The sequence below is a fragment of the Pengzhenrongella frigida genome (genome assembly GCF_004168625.1).
Classification (GTDB): Bacteria; Actinomycetota; Actinomycetes; order Actinomycetales; family Cellulomonadaceae; genus Pengzhenrongella; species Pengzhenrongella frigida.
The window spans coordinates 60556-74838 of sequence record NZ_SDWW01000012.1 but is presented as its reverse complement, the minus strand read 5'-3'; the positions used below and the strand labels follow the sequence as shown (position 1 = coordinate 74838).

The window sequence follows — 14283 nt, the reverse complement described above, 5'->3', positions numbered from 1 at the left end:
GTGGTGTGGAACGAACCGCCTGTGGTTCGAGCGACAATACCTGTGTTCATCTTCGGTTGTCAACCATGCAAAGAGAAACAAAGATCTCGACCGAGACCGGGACAGCGAAGGGGCGTCCGGTCTCCCGGACGCCCCCCAGGGCACGACGTGTGGTGCGCGGCGCTACTCGACCCCGAGCAGGACCTCGACGGCGCGGTCGCAGAACGCGTCCACCGGCTCCTCGGCGTACCCCTTGACGCCGGTGCGCCGACGGAACGTCGCCGAGCGCACGTCGTTCGCGGTCAACGGTTCCCCGGAGTCGAAGTAGCCGACGAGCCGCTTGCACAGCGCGTCGACGTCGGCGGGGTCGTACCCTGGCCGGCCGCGGTGCGCCGGGGCGAACCGCTGGCCGTCCGGACGCGTCAGCCGCCCGTAGAGCGTGCGCGCGCCGTCAGCGAGCTGCTCCATCCAGGCCTGCTGACCGCGCGTGGCCACGAACTCCTGCCTGCTGCGAGCGATGAAGGCGGCCTCGAGGCGGTCGAGGGCGGCGTCGACCGCACCGGTCGAGTAGCCGCCGCGGACGATGTCGAAGGCCATCGACCGCACGTCACGCCCCGTGAGCGGATCGGCGGCCTGCCCTTCGTAGACCCGCCGCGCGAGATCGAAGAACTCGTCGACCTCGTCGGTCGCGTACCCCGAGCGCAGCCGCGACACGGTGCGGAACATCCCCTTGCTCACGCTTCCTCCTCGGCTGCGAGCTGCCCGCAGGCACCGTCGATGTCGCTCCCGCGGGTGTCCCGGATCGTGGTCGGGACACCCTTGGCGCGCAGGCGGGCGACGAACTCGTTCTCGACCGCCGGGTCGCTCGCGGTCCACTTGGATCCGGGCACCGGGTTGAGCGGGATCGGGTTGCAGTGGACCCAGCCGCGGCCGCGCTCGTTCAACAGGTCACCGAGCAGGTCCGCACGCCAGCCGTGGTCGTTGATGTTCCGGATCAGCGCGTACTCGATGGACACGCGCCGGCCGGTGACCTCGAAGTAGCGGTACGCCGCGTCGATGGTCTGCGCCACGCTCCACCTGGTGTTGATCGGCACGAGCTCGTCACGCAGCTCGTCGTCGGGCGCGTGCAGCGACACCGCCAGGGTGACCGGGATGCCCTCGTTCGTCAGGCGCTCGATCGCCGGTACGAGCCCGACCGTGGAGACGGTGATGTTGCGCGCCGACATGCCGAAGCCGTCCGGCTCCGGAGCGATCAGGCGACGGACCGTCTCGATCACCGATCGGTAGTTGGCGAGCGGCTCACCCATGCCCATGAACACGACGTTCGACAGCCGGGTCGGGCCGCCGGGGAGCTCGCCGTCGGCGAGCGACCGCGCCGCAGAACGCACCTGCTCGACGATCTCGGCGGTCGACAGGTTGCGGGTGAGACCGAGCTGGCCGGTCGCGCAGAAGGCGCAGGCCAGCCCGCAGCCGGCCTGGCTCGAGACGCACAGCGTCGACCGGTGCTTGTACCGCATGAGCACCGACTCGACCTTGGCGTCGTCGAACATCTTCCACAGGGTCTTCACGGTCGTGCCGCGGTCCGCCTGCATGGTCCGGGCGGGCCGCAGGAGCTGGGGGAAGAGGTCCGCGGCCAGGAGGTCACGGGTGGCCTTGGGCAGGTCCGTCATCTCGGCAGGGTCCGAGGTCAGGTGCGAGAAGTAGTGCGTCGCGAGCTGCTTGGCGCGGAACGGCTTCTCGCCCAGGGCCTCGACGGCCGCCATCCGCTCCTCGGGCGTGAGGTCGACGAAGTGGCGTGGCGGCTTGCCCCGAGGTCCGCGCCGGCTCGGGGAGAAGTCGAGCGTGACGGGCGTCGTCCTCGGTTCGGTCGTGGGCACGGTCATCAGTTCAGTTCCTTTGGTTCAGTCGCCGACTGGCAAGGAGACCAGCAGGACGAGGTACACCACGGGTGAGGTCAGCAGCATCGAGTCGATCCGGTCGAGCACGCCACCGTGGCCGGGCAGGAGGCTCCCCATGTCCTTGAGCTCGAGGTCGCGTTTGATCAGCGACTCGGACAGGTCCCCCACCGTCGCCGTGGTCACGGTCGCCAGGCCGAGGGCGACACCGATCCAGGGGTTCGCGGAGAACCCCCACCCGATCCCGACCGCCCCGACCACGCAGGAGAGCAGGACCGAGCCGCCCAGCCCTTCCCAGGTCTTCTTGGGACTGACCGACGGCGCGAGCGGGTGGCGCCCGAAGAGCACCCCGGCGCCGTAGCCGCCGACGTCGCTCGCCACGGCCAGCAGGACGAACAGCAGCACCCGCCGCGCGCCGTCGGGCATCGACAGCATGAGCATGACGAAGCCCGCGAGGAAGGGCAGGTACGCGGCGGCGAAGATCCCGGCGGTCGAGTCCTTCATCGCCGCCGAACCGTCGCCGTCGAGGACCCGCCAGACCACCACACCACCGGCGGTGAGCATGAAGGACACGAGCAGCGCCTCGCTGCCGGCGACGTACGCCGAGACGAGGATGCCCACCGAGCCGACCAGCAGCGGGAGCAGCGGGAGGTGGATGTCACGTCGCGCGAACGCCTGGCCGAGCTCCCAGAGCGCCGCCCCGACCGCCACCAGGGCGACCGCGACGAACACCTCCTTGCGGATGAACAGCGAGGCGATCACCGCCGCCAGGAGTCCGAGTCCGACGACGGTCGCCACCGGCAGGTCACGACCGGAGCGCGTGGCCGAGCGGGGTGCGGCGGGGTGGGCTAGCTCAGTCATCAGACCTCGAGCAGCTCGCTCTCCTTGGCCGCGAGCACGTGGTCGATGTTCTCCACGCGCTTCTTGGTGAGGACCTCGAGCTCCTTCTCGGCGCGGGCGACCTCGTCCTCGCCGGCGTCGCCGTCCTTGACGATCCGGTCCAGCTGCTCCTTGGCACGGCGTCGGATGTTGCGCACCGAGATGCGCGCGTCCTCGGCCTTGGCCCGGGCGAGCTTGACGAAGTCCTTGCGCCGCTCCTCGGTGAGGATCGGCAGCATCACGCGGATCGAGTTGCCGTCGTTCGTCGGGTTCACACCGAGGTCGGACTCCCGCAGGGCCTTCTCGATCGCGACGGTGGAGGTCTTGTCGAACGGGGCGATGAGGATCGTGCGCGCCTCGGGCGTGCTGAACGAGGCGAGCTGCTGCAGCGGGGTGGGGCTGCCGTAGTAGTCGACGAAGATCTTCGCGAACATGGACGCGTTCGCCCGCCCCGTGCGGATCGTCGCGAAGTCTTCCTTGGCGACCTCGATCGCCTTGTCCATCTTCTCCTCGGCTCCGAGGAGGATCTCGTCGATCACCGGTGCTCCTTTGTTCGCGTGCTTCGCGTGCTTCGGGTCGTGATGTCTGGCGGGCGTTCAGTCAGCAGTGACCAACGTGCCGATCTTCTCACCCTGGAGGGCGCGCGTGACGTTGCCGGGCTCACCCAGCCCGAACACGCGCATCTGCACGCCGTTGTCCTTGCACAGGCTGAACGCCGTCGAGTCGACGACCTCGAGCCCCTGCTTCAGCGCGTCCATGTAGGTGAGGTGGTCGAGGCGGACGGCCGAGGGATCGGTGCGCGGGTCGGCCGTGTAGACGCCGTCGACGCCGTTCTTGCCCATCAGCACCTCCTGGCAGTGCGTCTCGAGGGCGCGCTGGACGGCCACGGTGTCGGTCGAGAAGTACGGCATCCCGGCGCCGGCGCCGAAGATCACGACGCGGCCCTTCTCCATGTGCCGGATGGCGCGCAGCGGGATGTACGGCTCGGCCACCTGGCCCATCGTGATCGCCGTCTGCACGCGGGTGCTCACACCGGCCTGCTCGAGGAAGTCCTGCAGGGCGAGGGCGTTCATCACGGTGCCCAGCATGCCCATGTAGTCCGCGCGTGCGCGGTCCAGCCCGCTCGCGGAGAGCTCCGCGCCCCGGAAGAAGTTGCCACCGCCGGTGACCACGGCCACCTGGACTCCCCGGCGCACCGCGACCGCGATCTCCGCGGCGACCCGCCGGACGACGTCGGGCGCGAGACCGATCGCGCCCCCGCCGAAGGTCTCCCCCGAGAGCTTGAGCAGCACGCGGCGGGTGGCCGCTTCGCCGCGGACGGCCGTCGTCTCGAGTTCCTGCGCCACGTGTCCTCCACTTGCCGGTTACCGCTGCGGTGATGCTCGTCGGGCACGTCTGGTGCCACCCGACCTAGCGAAGTGGCCCCGGTCCGCAAGGACCGGGGCCACCCCTTTCTAGCTCAGATCAGGCTCCGACGCGGAACCGCGCGAAACCGGTGACGGTCCCGCCGGCCTCGGTCAGGACCTGGCCGACGGTCTTCTTCTGGTCCTTCGCGAACGCCTGCTCGACGAGCACCGTGTCCTTGAAGAAGCCGTTCAGGCGACCCTCGATGATCTTCGGGAGCGCAGCCTCGGGCTTGCCCTCGTTGCGCGAGGTCTCCTCCGCGATGTGCCGCTCGGAAGCGACCGTCTCGGCGGGGACGTCGTCCCGGGTGAGGTAGATCGGCGAGTACGCCGCGATGTGCATCGCGATGTCCTTCGCCACGTCCGCCCCGGCCAGGTCGGTCGCCACGAGCACGCCCACCTGCGGAGGAAGGTCCTTGTTCACCTTGTGCAGGTAGACCGCGACCTTCTCCCCCGCGACCCGGGCGAGCCGACGGACGACGATCTTCTCGCCGAGCGTCGCCTGTGCGTCGTCGACGACGTCCGAGACCGTCCGGCCGTCGACCTCGGCCGCGAGCAGCACGTCAGCGTCGCGCGCAGCGGAGGAGACCGCCGCGGCGAGCACCTTGGCCGCCAGATCCGTGAACGTGACGTTCTTCGCGACGAAGTCGGTCTCCGAGTTGACCTCGACCAGGATCCCGACCTCACCCTCGCCGTCCGGCGTGGCGGTGACGACCGCGGTCACCAGCCCGTCGGAGGCCGACCGGCCCTCACGCTTGCTGACGCCCTTGAGGCCCTTGACGCGGATGAGCTCGAGCGCCTTTTCGGCGTCGCCATCAGCCTCGTCGAGCGCCTTCTTGACGTCGAGCATGCCGGCACCGGTGCGCTCGCGGAGCGCCTTGATGTCAGTGGCGGTGTAGTTCGCCATGAGAAATGTCCGTTCTTCGTCGATGCTGATTCGTCGGGGTGGGGGCTTACTCAGACTTCGGTGCGTTGGCCTCGGGGGCGGCGACCTCGGCCACGGGGGCCTCGACCGGAGCAACCTCGGCGACGACCTCGGCCGCGGGGGCCTCCGTCGGAGCAACCTCGGCCACGACGGCCGCGGCCACGGGGACCTCGACCGGAGCAACCTCGGCCACGACGGCCTCGGTCACGACGGGCTCGGCGACGACGGCCTCGGCGACCGGCGCCTCGGTCGCGGCAACCGCACCGGCCGCGAGGCCGGCCTCGGCACCGGCGAGGAGCTCGCGCTCCCACTCGGCGAGCGGCTCAGCCTCGGTCGCGCCCTCGGCACCGGCGTTGCGGCCGGAGTGACGCTGGATGAGGCCCTCGGCCACGGCGTCCGCGATCACGCGGGTGAGCAGCGAGACGGCGCGGATCGCGTCGTCGTTGCCGGGGATCTTGTAGTCGACGACGTCGGGGTCGCAGTTGGTGTCGAGGATCGCGACGATCGGGATGTGGAGCTTGCGCGCCTCGTCGACGGCAAGGTGCTCCTTGTTGGTGTCGACGATCCACACGGCCGAGGGAACCTTGGTCATGTCGCGGATTCCACCGAGAGTCTTCGCAAGCTTGTCGCGCTCGCGACGCATGATCAGCAGCTCCTTCTTCGTGAAGGCGCTCCCGGCGACGTCGGCGAAGTCGATGAGCTCAAGCTCCTTGAGGCGCTGCAGGCGCTTGTTCACGGTCTGGAAGTTGGTGAGCATCCCACCGAGCCAGCGCTGGTTCACGTACGGCATGCCGACACGGGTGGCCTGCTCGGCCACCGGCTCCTGGGCCTGCTTCTTGGTGCCGACGAACAGGATCGTGCCGCCGTGGGCAACGGTCTGCTTGACGAAGTCGTACGCGCTGTCGATGTAGGACAGCGACTGCTGCAGGTCGACGATGTAGATGCCGTTGCGCTCGGTGAAGATGAAGCGCTTCATCTTGGGGTTCCAGCGGCGGGTCTGGTGTCCGAAGTGGACACCGCTCTCGAGCAGCTGACGCATGGTCACGACGGCCATGGCACGTCCTTTCGGCGCGCACCCTCACGGCGTGCGCGCACAAGGCGAGTCCGAAGAGGACCCGCATTCCGGTTGTCGGCTCCGGCCAGTCGGCCGGTGCCCCTGGCGTCACATCCGTGCTGGCGCCGGGACAGTGCCCCGGACCGCTGCCAGCGCGGACGCCCGGTCTCTGCTGCCGGGCGATGAGGCTCGGACTGCAGGGCGACGGGCGGGTGGCGCGCGATGTCGGCCGGCACAAGCCGGTCGCACGCGCTACCTTACCCGACCCCTGGTCGCCCCGACGACCCCGGTGCACACCGTGCGAACGCGCCGGTGGCGCCGATCGGGACACGACCGACCAGCGTGAGGCCCATGCAGACACTTGGAGCAGCGGCGGGGGTCGGCGTGGTCGTCGCCGCCCTGGCCCTCGGCCTGGTTCCGGCCGGGACTCGGGCCGCGTCGACGTCGAGCGACCGGGCCGGGGCGGGGGCCGGGGCGCGAACGGTCGTCTACGTTCTGCCGCTGGCGGGCGACCCGCCGACGGCGCGGGTGTTCGCGGCCCCGGCCGAGATCTGGGCCGCCGGGCATCGGGGGGTCGACCTCGCCGGCGCGGTCGGCCAGGACGTGCGCGCACCAGCGAGCGGCACCGTGGCCTTCGCCGGGACGGTCGTCGATCGCGGGGTGCTGACGATCGCTCACCCCGACGGCCTGCGCTCCAGCCTGGAACCCGTCCAGTGGTCCGTGAGCGCGGGCATGCCCGTGGTCCAGGGCGAGCCCGTCGGCGTGATCCAGGCGATGCCGGGCCACTGCGCCCCGGCCACCTGCCTGCACTGGGGCGTGCGGCGAGCCGAGGTCTACCTCGATCCGCTGACGCTCGTGCGCACCGCGGGCCCCGTGGTCCTGCTCGCCGACCCGTGACCCGGCCGGGCGGTCAGCCGCGTTCGGAGTCGGTGAGCCTGGCCCGGAGCCGGATCATCGCTGCGGAGTGCATCTGCGAGATCCGCGACTCGGTCACCCCGAGCACCCGACCGATCTCCGCGAGCGTCATGCCCTCGTAGTAGTACAGGACCAGCACGATCTTCTCGCGCTCCCCCAGCTGCTCGATCGCGCGCGCCAGCAGGAACTTCGTCTCCTGGGCCTCGAACGAACCGGCGGGGTCCGGGGCGTGGTGGTCCTTGAGGGTGTCGATCAGGGAGACCTTGTCGGAGCGCTCGGCGCCCGCGCCGAGCAGCTCGTCGAGCGCGGCGACGTTCACGTTCGACAGCTGCGCGAAGACCGTCCGCAGCTCGCCCACGCCCACCTCGAGCCGGCTCGCGATCTCGGACTCGCTCGGGGTGCGCCGCAGCTCGCCCTCGAGTTCGGCGTAGGCCCGGTCGACCGCGCGCGCCTTGGTCCGAACCGAGCGCGGGATCCAGTCGATCGCGCGCAGCTCGTCGATGATGGCGCCCCGGATGCGCGCGCTCGCATAGGTCTCGAACTTCACGGCCCGGTCGAGCTCGTACTTCTCGATCGCATCGATCAGGCCGAACATGCCGTAGGAGACGAGGTCCGCCTGCTCGACGCTGCTCGGCAGGCGCATGCCCAGCCGGCCGGCGACGGAGGAGACCAGGGGCGCGTAGTGCAGGATCAGCCGCTCGCGCAGCGCCCGGTCACCGGTGACCTTGAACTCCCGCCAGGCCGTCGCGATCAGGTCGACGACGGAGGTGTCGGCCACGTCGTCGACGATCACGTCGAGATCGACGTCCGCTGCCCCGCCGACGGGTCGCCCACGGGTCCCGGTCCGCTCGCCGATGAGCGGGCTCGACGAGAACCGCGGTCGCGGGACGACCGAGGTCAGCGAGACCGCGGTCTCGCCGGAAATCTGCTCCGGTTGAGCACTCATGAACGCTGCCTCGTTCTCATGCTCGTGGGTGTGCCTGTTGGAACGAGCTTCGAAGCCGATCGGCGGACACATGCGTGTACCGCTGGGTCGTCGCGAGCGTAGCGTGCCCCAGGACTTCTTGGACCGCGCGCAGGTCAGAGCCGCCCTCGAGCAGGTGGGTCGCCGCACTGTGGCGCAGCGCGTGGGGGGCGACGTCGTCCACCCCGGCCAGCGAGGAGACCTCGTGCGACACCTCCCGGAGCTGCCGCTGGTCGACCCGGTGACCGCGACGCCCGAGCAGCAGCGCGGCGCCGGAGCTCCCGGTCGCGAGACGGGGCCGGCCGTCGGTCAGCCACTGGCGCAGCGCGCGCGCAGCCGGCACACCGAACGGGACCACCCGCTCCTTGTCGCCCTTGCCCACCACCCGCATCGTGCGCTGCTCGAGGTCCACGTCGTCGATGTCGGCCCCCACGAGCTCCCCGACCCGGGCGCCCGTCGCGTAGAGCATCTCGAGGGCCGCCCAGTCGCGCAGGTGGATCGCATCGCCGTCGTCGGCGCGGGTGCGCGCGACGTCGAGCAGATGCGCCGCCGACTCCACGCCGAGCACGGTCGGCAGGGTGACCGTCGCCCGGGCGGACGCGAGCCGGAGCGCGGGGTCGGTACCCACCCGCCCGGTGCGCTGGGCCCACGCGAAGAACGTCCGCGCCGCCGCTCCGCGCCGAGCGAGCGTCGCGCGGCTGAGCGGGACCGCGGCCATCGAGGCCAACCAGGAGCGCAGCACGGCCAGATCGACCTGGTCGAGCGAGACCCGGTCCAGCGTCTGCGCGAACCCGAAGAGATGCTCGAGATCACCGGTGTAGGCCCGCACCGTGTGCGGGGACAGGCCGCGCTGTGCGGTCAGGTAGGTAGCAAACTGCGCACTGAGCTCGGTCGACCACACCGCACGAGCGCTGTGCGCGCTGCTGGTGGCGGGTGTGCGCATGTCCCTACGGTGGCGGTCGACCGGCCGCGGGACAAGGATGACTTCTCGAACCGGTTCCCCTCCCCTGCACCGTTCGTCCCGAAGATCCGATTCGCCCTGGTCACGACAGGGCTTTCCGGGTGAACTGTGACGCAAATCACACTCGAACGTGGCTCAAGCCACTGGTCGGGACCGTCGAAGACGCCGCCAGCAGGGACCTTCTCTTTCGGCCAGCCCCTCGAGCTCGAGCGGTCCCAGGGCGGCCAGCACGGCCGCCACGCTGAGCCCCGCGGCCCGGGCGATCGACTCGGGCGACGCCGGTCGCACCACGGGCAGGGCGTCGAGCACCTTGCGGGCCGACTCGTCGAGACCGTCGACCTCGGCCGACACGCCGAACCGTTCGGGCGCCAGATCCGTCCCGGCCACCCCCGCGAGCTCGGCGACCTCAGCCGCGTCGGTGACGCACACCGCGGCACCGTCGCGGAGCAGCCGATGACACCCCGCCGAGGACATCGACGTGACCGGCCCGGGGACGGCGCCGACCGGGCGCAGGAGCGCCGCCGCGTGCCCGGCGGTGTTCAGCGCACCGGACCGCCAGGCCGCCTCGACGACCACGGTCGCCTGGCCGCCGGCGGCGATGAGGCGGTTGCGCTGCAGGAACCTGCTCTTGCTCGGCACGCACCCCGGGGGGACCTCGCTCACCACCGAGCCCCCGGACTCGACCACCCGTGCCAGCAGGGCGGCATTCCCGGCCGGATAGGGGCGGTCCACACCGCCCGCGAGGACGACGATCGTCCGACCACCGACCGCCAGCGCGCCCCGGTGCGCCGCGGCGTCGATGCCGAACGCCCCGCCCGAGACGATCGCGAACCCGCGCTCCGCCAGGCCGGCGGCCAGGTCGGCCGCGACGTGCTCGCCGTACCCGGTGGCCGCACGGGCTCCGACGAGCGCCACCGACCGACGCAGGGCGAGGTCGAGGTCCGCTCCGCCCCGGACCCACAGGCACGGCGGGGCCGCCGGGCCGAGGTCGTCGAGCGCGGTCGGCCACGTCGGTGTCCCCGGGTGGACGAGGACTCCCCCGAGCCGCGCGAGCGCGCGCAGCTCGCGGCCCGGGTCGAGGCCCTCCCACCGCGGGGCCCAGCGGGCGACCGCGGCCGCGAGCCGACGCCGGCCCACCTCCGCGAGCGGTCCGGTGCGCTCGAGCAGCACATCGAGCGCCGAGCGGAAGCTGTCAGGCGTCGCGCTCCGGGCCCAGTCGAGGGCGTCGACGGCCCCGAGCGCAGCGATGAGTGCCCCCGCGACGTCGTCCCCGGGCTCCACCAGGCGGCTCCAGGCGGCGCGCGCCACGGTCTCGGGGTCGACACCGTCGGCCCCGCCAGGGCTCTCGTGGGTCGCGCGCGGGCCGGTCATGCACCCACCTGCCCGCGCGTGCGCAGCAGGAGTCCCTGCCCGATCTCGGACCGGCCGGGCGCCGTCTTCCCCGCGAGGTCGGCCAGCGTCCAGGCGACCCGAAGGACGCGATCGACGCCCCGCAGGCTCAGGAGCCCTCGATCGAGCGCCCGGTCGAGGTCGACCAGCAGCGAGCGGTCCGCCCCGAGCGCTGACCGGATCCAATGGCCCGGGACCTGCGCATTCGTGCTCCACCCCGTGCCCGCCAGCCGGTGGGCCTGGGCCTGGCGCGCGTCCGCCACCCGCGCCGCGACGACCGCACTGGACTCGCCGCGCCCGACCCCGTCGATCTCGGCCCGGGAGGCCTGGTGCACCTCGACCTGGAGGTCGACGCGGTCGAGCAGGGGGCCGGACAGCCGGGCCCAGTAGCGCCGGCGTGCCATCGGTGCGCAGGTGCAGTCGAGCCCCTTGCCGACGGCTCGGCCGCACGGGCAGGGATTCGCCGCCAGGACGAGCTGGAACCGGGCGGGGTAGCGCGCCGTGCCGCCCGCCCGGTGGATCACCAGCTCGCCGTGCTCGAGCGGCTGACGCAGCGTCTCGAGCACCCGGGGGGAGAACTCCGGGGCCTCGTCCATGAACAGCACCCCACGATGAGCCCGGGAGGCCGCCCCCGGGCGGGGGATCCCCGAGCCGCCGCCCACGATCGCCGCCGGGGTCGCGGTGTGGTGCGGGTCCTCGAACGGCGGTCGGCGCAGCAGCCCCTCGCCCGGGTCGAACGTCCCGGCGACCGAGTGCACGGCGGTGACCTCGACGGCCTCGGACTCGGTGAGATCGGGCAGCAGGCCCGGCAGGCGGGCGGCGAGCATCGTCTTGCCGGCCCCCGGCGGCCCGACCATCAGCAGGTGGTGCCCGCCCGCCGCCGCGACCTCGAGCGCCGCCCTCGCCTGGTGCTGACCGAGCACCTCCGCGAGATCGACGTCGGGCTGCGCACGCCGTCCGGCCAGCACGACCGCCACGGGGGTGCCCGCAGCGACGGGCTCGGCGATCTCGGCGCCGTACCGCCAGGCCACCTCGGCCAGGTTCGAGGCCGCCTGGACGATCGCCCCGGGCACGAGGGCCGCCTCGGCCGCGTTCGCCAGCGGCACCACCACCGTCGGGTGACCGGCCGCCACCGCCGCCGCCACGGCCGGCAGCACGCCGCGGACCGGCCGCAGACGACCGTCGAGCCCGAGCTCGCCGAGATGGACGATGTCGACGACGCGGGCCGCATCGAACACCTCGGCGCCCGCGAGCATCGCCACCGCGATCGCGAGGTCGAACCCCGACCCGGACTTGGGCAGGGAGGCCGGCGAGAGGTTGACCGTGATCTTGCGCTGCGGCCATCGGATGGCGGACGACGTCACCGCGGCGCGCACCCGGTCGCGGGACTCGGCCAGGGCGGCATCGGGCAGCCCCACGAGCGAGAAGCCCGGGACGGACGCGGCCAGGTGCGCCTCGACCTCGATCACGTGCCCGGCGAGCCCCAGCAGCGAGACCCCGAGCGTGCGGCCGAGCCCCATCAGACGACCCCGACCAGGTGCTCGAGCTGCACGGCCCCGCGGCGCGGCACGAGCACCGCGATGACATCGATGCGGATGAACGCCGGACGCACGTCGTGGGCGGCGAGCCACTGCGCCGTCAGGCGGCGCAGCCGGGCGAGCTTGCGCGGGGTGACGGCCTCGGCCGGGTGCCCGTAGCCGAGCCCGCGCCGGGTCTTGACCTCGACGACGATCAGCGCACCGGCGCGGCGGGCGACGATGTCGAGCTCCCCGTCCCGGCCGCGCCAGTTGCGGTCCAGCACCTCCCAGCCGGCATCGGCCAGGTACCCGGCAGCGACCTTCTCGCCGTACCGTCCCACCGCGTCCTTGGCTCGCACGCGACCACCTCCGCGCCCCACCGTGCCGGGCGGCGGTTCGCGACCGGGCGGTGCACGAGCGCGGGGGTGGAACACCGCGCGAGGGCGCGCCCTGGGGTCGGGCGGCGAGGGCCGGTCAGCTGGGGAACGGACCGCTCTCGCCGAGGTCGAGCTCGGCCTTGGCGAGCTCCTCGACGTTCACGTCCCGGAAGGTCACGACGCGGACCGACTTCACGAACCGGGCCGAGCGGTACACGTCCCACACCCAGGCATCGCCGAGGCTGAGCTCGAAGTAGACCTCGCCCGCGGCAGAGCGGACCTGCAGGTCCACCTGGTTCGCCAGGTAGAACCGTCGCTCGGTCTCCACGACATACGAGAACAAGCCCACCACATCGCGATACTCGCGGTAGAGGGCCAGCTCCATGTCGGTCTCGTAGTTCTCCAGGTCCTCCGCGCTCACGACCCCATCATGGCCCATCGATGGGGTGGATGGTGCCGGTGGGGCCCGAGCGACGCCCGGCGGGCTCCAGCTCGTCCTCGAGCGGGAGCCGCCAGCTGACCCGGTGCAGCGGGCTCGCGCCGTGCGTCCGCAGCGCCGCGAGGTGCTCGGGTGAGCCGTAACCCTTGTTGTTCTCCCACCCGTAGGAGGGATGCCGTGCGGCGAGCTCGGTCATGAGCGCATCGCGCTCGCACTTGGCGAGCACGCTCGCCGCGGCCACCGACGCGCACGTCCGGTCGGCCTTGACGAGCATGTGCACGACGGGGCTGGGCGTCTCCGGGCCCGAAACCGTCGGCGGTGCGAACAGCTCACCCTGGGCCGGGGTGGACAGCCAGTCGTGCGAACCGTCGAGCAGGACGACCGCGGCCGGGCCGATCAGGTCGGCCACCTGCGCGAGCGCGCGCTGCCCGGCCAGTCGCAGCGCGACGATGAGGCCGAACGCGTCGATCTCGGCCGCCGAGGCGTGCCCGACGGCGCGAGCCAGTCCCCACCGGGACAGCGCCGGCAGCAGCGCGGTCCGGGCCGCGGCCGTGAGCAGCTTCGAGTCCGCCACCCCGCGCGGGCAGGTCCGCGTCGTGGCCGCCACGGCCACGACGCCGACGCTGACGGGCCCGGCGAGCGCGCCGCGGCCCACCTCGTCCATCCCCACCACCACCAGCGCCCCAGCGCCGAGCAGGGCCCGCTCGTGCCGCAGGGACGGCGCCGGGGGGCGAACGGCCTGCGGGCGGACGACGACGGCCGGGCTCACCATGGGAGGTGCCTGCGGATCGCTGCGATCACGAGGACGGCTCCGGGACCCCCGCGAAGTTGGCCGTCGGGTTCCGCAGCAGGCTCATGCGGTTGGCCGGCCACACCCGCGCGAACGAGACGCCCACGACGTTGGCCTGCGGGATGCTGCCACCGCCCGGATCGCCGAGGTGTGCACGCGAGTCGCGCGAGTTCTGCCGGTTGTCGCCCATGACCCAGAAGCTGTCGGTGGGGACGACGATGTCGAAGGGGACCTCGCTCGGCACCGACCCGGGCTTGAGCTGCGGCTCCTCGATCGAGACACCATTCACGGTGAGCTGTCCGTCGGCGTCACAGCACACCACCTGGTCGCCGGGCAGCCCGATCACGCGCTTGATGAGGTGCTCCCCGGAGTCCTGCGGGAGCAGCCCGATGAAGGTCAGCCCCGAGTTGAGGGCGTCCTGCAGGGCCGTGCGCTCCGCGGCCTGCGTCGCCGGGAGCCATCCGCCGGGGTCCTTGAACACCACGATGTCGCCACGCCGGACGTCGAACGGCCCGGGTGCGAGCTTGCTCACCAGCACCCGGTCGCCGACCTGCAGCGTGTCTTCCATCGACGAGCTCGGGATGAAGAACGCCTGGACCAGGAAGGTCTTGATGATCAGCGACAGCACGAGGGCGCCGACCAGGATGATGACGGTCTCGCGCAGCCACGAGCTGGCGCGCTGCCGCTGCGGTGGAGCGTGCCGAGCCTCGTGGGATGCGGTGCGATCGCGCGGGGTCTCGGACTCGGGATGCTCGATCACGCGCTTACTGTGCCACTGCTCGCCGCACGGGGCACA

16 protein-coding genes are annotated in these 14283 nt (G+C 72.1%); 1 reads left to right on the top strand and 15 read right to left on the bottom strand.

Annotation, left to right across the window (positions count from 1 at the left end; all coding sequences use genetic code 11):
* Positions 1 to 162: 162 nt before the first annotated feature.
* From EUA98_RS06870 to rpsB, 7 genes are all read right to left on the bottom strand, one after another.
* A complete protein-coding gene (locus EUA98_RS06870) occupies positions 163 to 717 on the bottom strand; it encodes a DivIVA domain-containing protein (protein ID WP_130101931.1) in 555 nt (184 codons plus the stop codon).
* The gene (rlmN, locus tag EUA98_RS06865) at positions 714 to 1862 is read right to left on the bottom strand and encodes a dual-specificity RNA methyltransferase RlmN (protein ID WP_130101930.1); all 1149 of its coding nucleotides are present in this window, start codon (positions 1860 to 1862) and stop codon (positions 714 to 716) included. Before rlmN ends, EUA98_RS06870 begins: the two co-directional genes overlap by 4 nt.
* Positions 1863 to 1880: 18 nt before the next feature.
* Positions 1881 to 2735 carry a phosphatidate cytidylyltransferase gene (locus EUA98_RS06860; RefSeq protein ID WP_130101929.1) on the bottom strand — a complete coding sequence of 285 codons (855 nt, stop codon included), beginning with the start codon at positions 2733 to 2735 and terminating at the stop codon, positions 1881 to 1883.
* Complete coding sequence (gene frr / locus EUA98_RS06855) at positions 2735 to 3292, bottom strand: ribosome recycling factor (RefSeq protein ID WP_130101928.1); 558 nt, start codon at positions 3290 to 3292, stop codon at positions 2735 to 2737. Before frr ends, EUA98_RS06860 begins: the two co-directional genes overlap by 1 nt.
* 57 nt (positions 3293 to 3349) lie before the next feature.
* The gene (gene pyrH, locus EUA98_RS06850; RefSeq protein WP_130101927.1) at positions 3350 to 4099 is read right to left on the bottom strand and encodes a UMP kinase; all 750 of its coding nucleotides are present in this window, start codon (positions 4097 to 4099) and stop codon (positions 3350 to 3352) included.
* Between the two features lie 118 nt (positions 4100 to 4217).
* Entirely contained in the window at positions 4218 to 5063 is an 846-nt protein-coding gene (tsf, locus tag EUA98_RS06845) for a translation elongation factor Ts (RefSeq protein ID WP_130101926.1), read from the bottom strand.
* A gap of 46 nt (positions 5064 to 5109) precedes the next feature.
* Positions 5110 to 6135: a 30S ribosomal protein S2 gene (gene rpsB / locus EUA98_RS06840; protein WP_130101925.1), complete on the bottom strand. Its 1026-nt coding sequence runs from the start codon at positions 6133 to 6135 to the stop codon at positions 5110 to 5112.
* 351 nt (positions 6136 to 6486) lie between these two features.
* On the opposite strand from rpsB, the gene EUA98_RS06835 reads away from it, so the two are divergent.
* A complete protein-coding gene (locus EUA98_RS06835) occupies positions 6487 to 7032 on the top strand; it encodes a M23 family metallopeptidase (RefSeq protein WP_130101924.1) in 546 nt (181 codons plus the stop codon).
* Positions 7033 to 7045: 13 nt separating this feature from the next.
* Here the strand turns inward: EUA98_RS06835 and whiG are convergent, their stop codons facing one another.
* The 8 genes from whiG to lepB all read right to left on the bottom strand — a co-directional run bounded on the left by whiG (position 7046) and on the right by lepB (position 14247).
* Positions 7046 to 7996: an RNA polymerase sigma factor WhiG gene (whiG, locus tag EUA98_RS06830; RefSeq protein ID WP_130101923.1), complete on the bottom strand. Its 951-nt coding sequence runs from the start codon at positions 7994 to 7996 to the stop codon at positions 7046 to 7048.
* A gap of 16 nt (positions 7997 to 8012) precedes the next feature.
* Positions 8013 to 8957, bottom strand: a complete 945-nt coding sequence (locus EUA98_RS06825) for a tyrosine recombinase XerC (RefSeq protein ID WP_130101922.1) — start codon at positions 8955 to 8957, stop codon at positions 8013 to 8015.
* Between the two features lie 153 nt (positions 8958 to 9110).
* A complete protein-coding gene (gene dprA, locus EUA98_RS06820) occupies positions 9111 to 10346 on the bottom strand; it encodes a DNA-processing protein DprA (RefSeq protein ID WP_130101921.1) in 1236 nt (411 codons plus the stop codon).
* On the bottom strand, positions 10343 to 11884 hold the full coding sequence (locus EUA98_RS06815; protein WP_130101920.1) for a YifB family Mg chelatase-like AAA ATPase: 1542 nt from the start codon (positions 11882 to 11884) through the stop codon (positions 10343 to 10345). The genes dprA and EUA98_RS06815 overlap by 4 nt, the downstream gene beginning before the upstream one ends.
* A complete protein-coding gene (locus EUA98_RS06810; RefSeq protein WP_130101919.1) occupies positions 11884 to 12240 on the bottom strand; it encodes a YraN family protein in 357 nt (118 codons plus the stop codon). The genes EUA98_RS06815 and EUA98_RS06810 overlap by 1 nt, the downstream gene beginning before the upstream one ends.
* A 115-nt stretch (positions 12241 to 12355) precedes the next feature.
* Positions 12356 to 12679, bottom strand: coding sequence for a DUF2469 domain-containing protein (locus EUA98_RS06805; RefSeq protein WP_130101918.1), 324 nt, complete (start codon positions 12677 to 12679; stop codon positions 12356 to 12358).
* Positions 12680 to 12686: 7 nt separating this feature from the next.
* Entirely contained in the window at positions 12687 to 13469 is a 783-nt protein-coding gene (gene rnhB / locus EUA98_RS06800; RefSeq protein ID WP_130101917.1) for a ribonuclease HII, read from the bottom strand.
* Between the two features lie 25 nt (positions 13470 to 13494).
* On the bottom strand, positions 13495 to 14247 hold the full coding sequence (gene lepB, locus EUA98_RS06795; protein ID WP_130101916.1) for a signal peptidase I: 753 nt from the start codon (positions 14245 to 14247) through the stop codon (positions 13495 to 13497).
* Between the last annotated feature and the right edge of the window lie 36 nt (positions 14248 to 14283).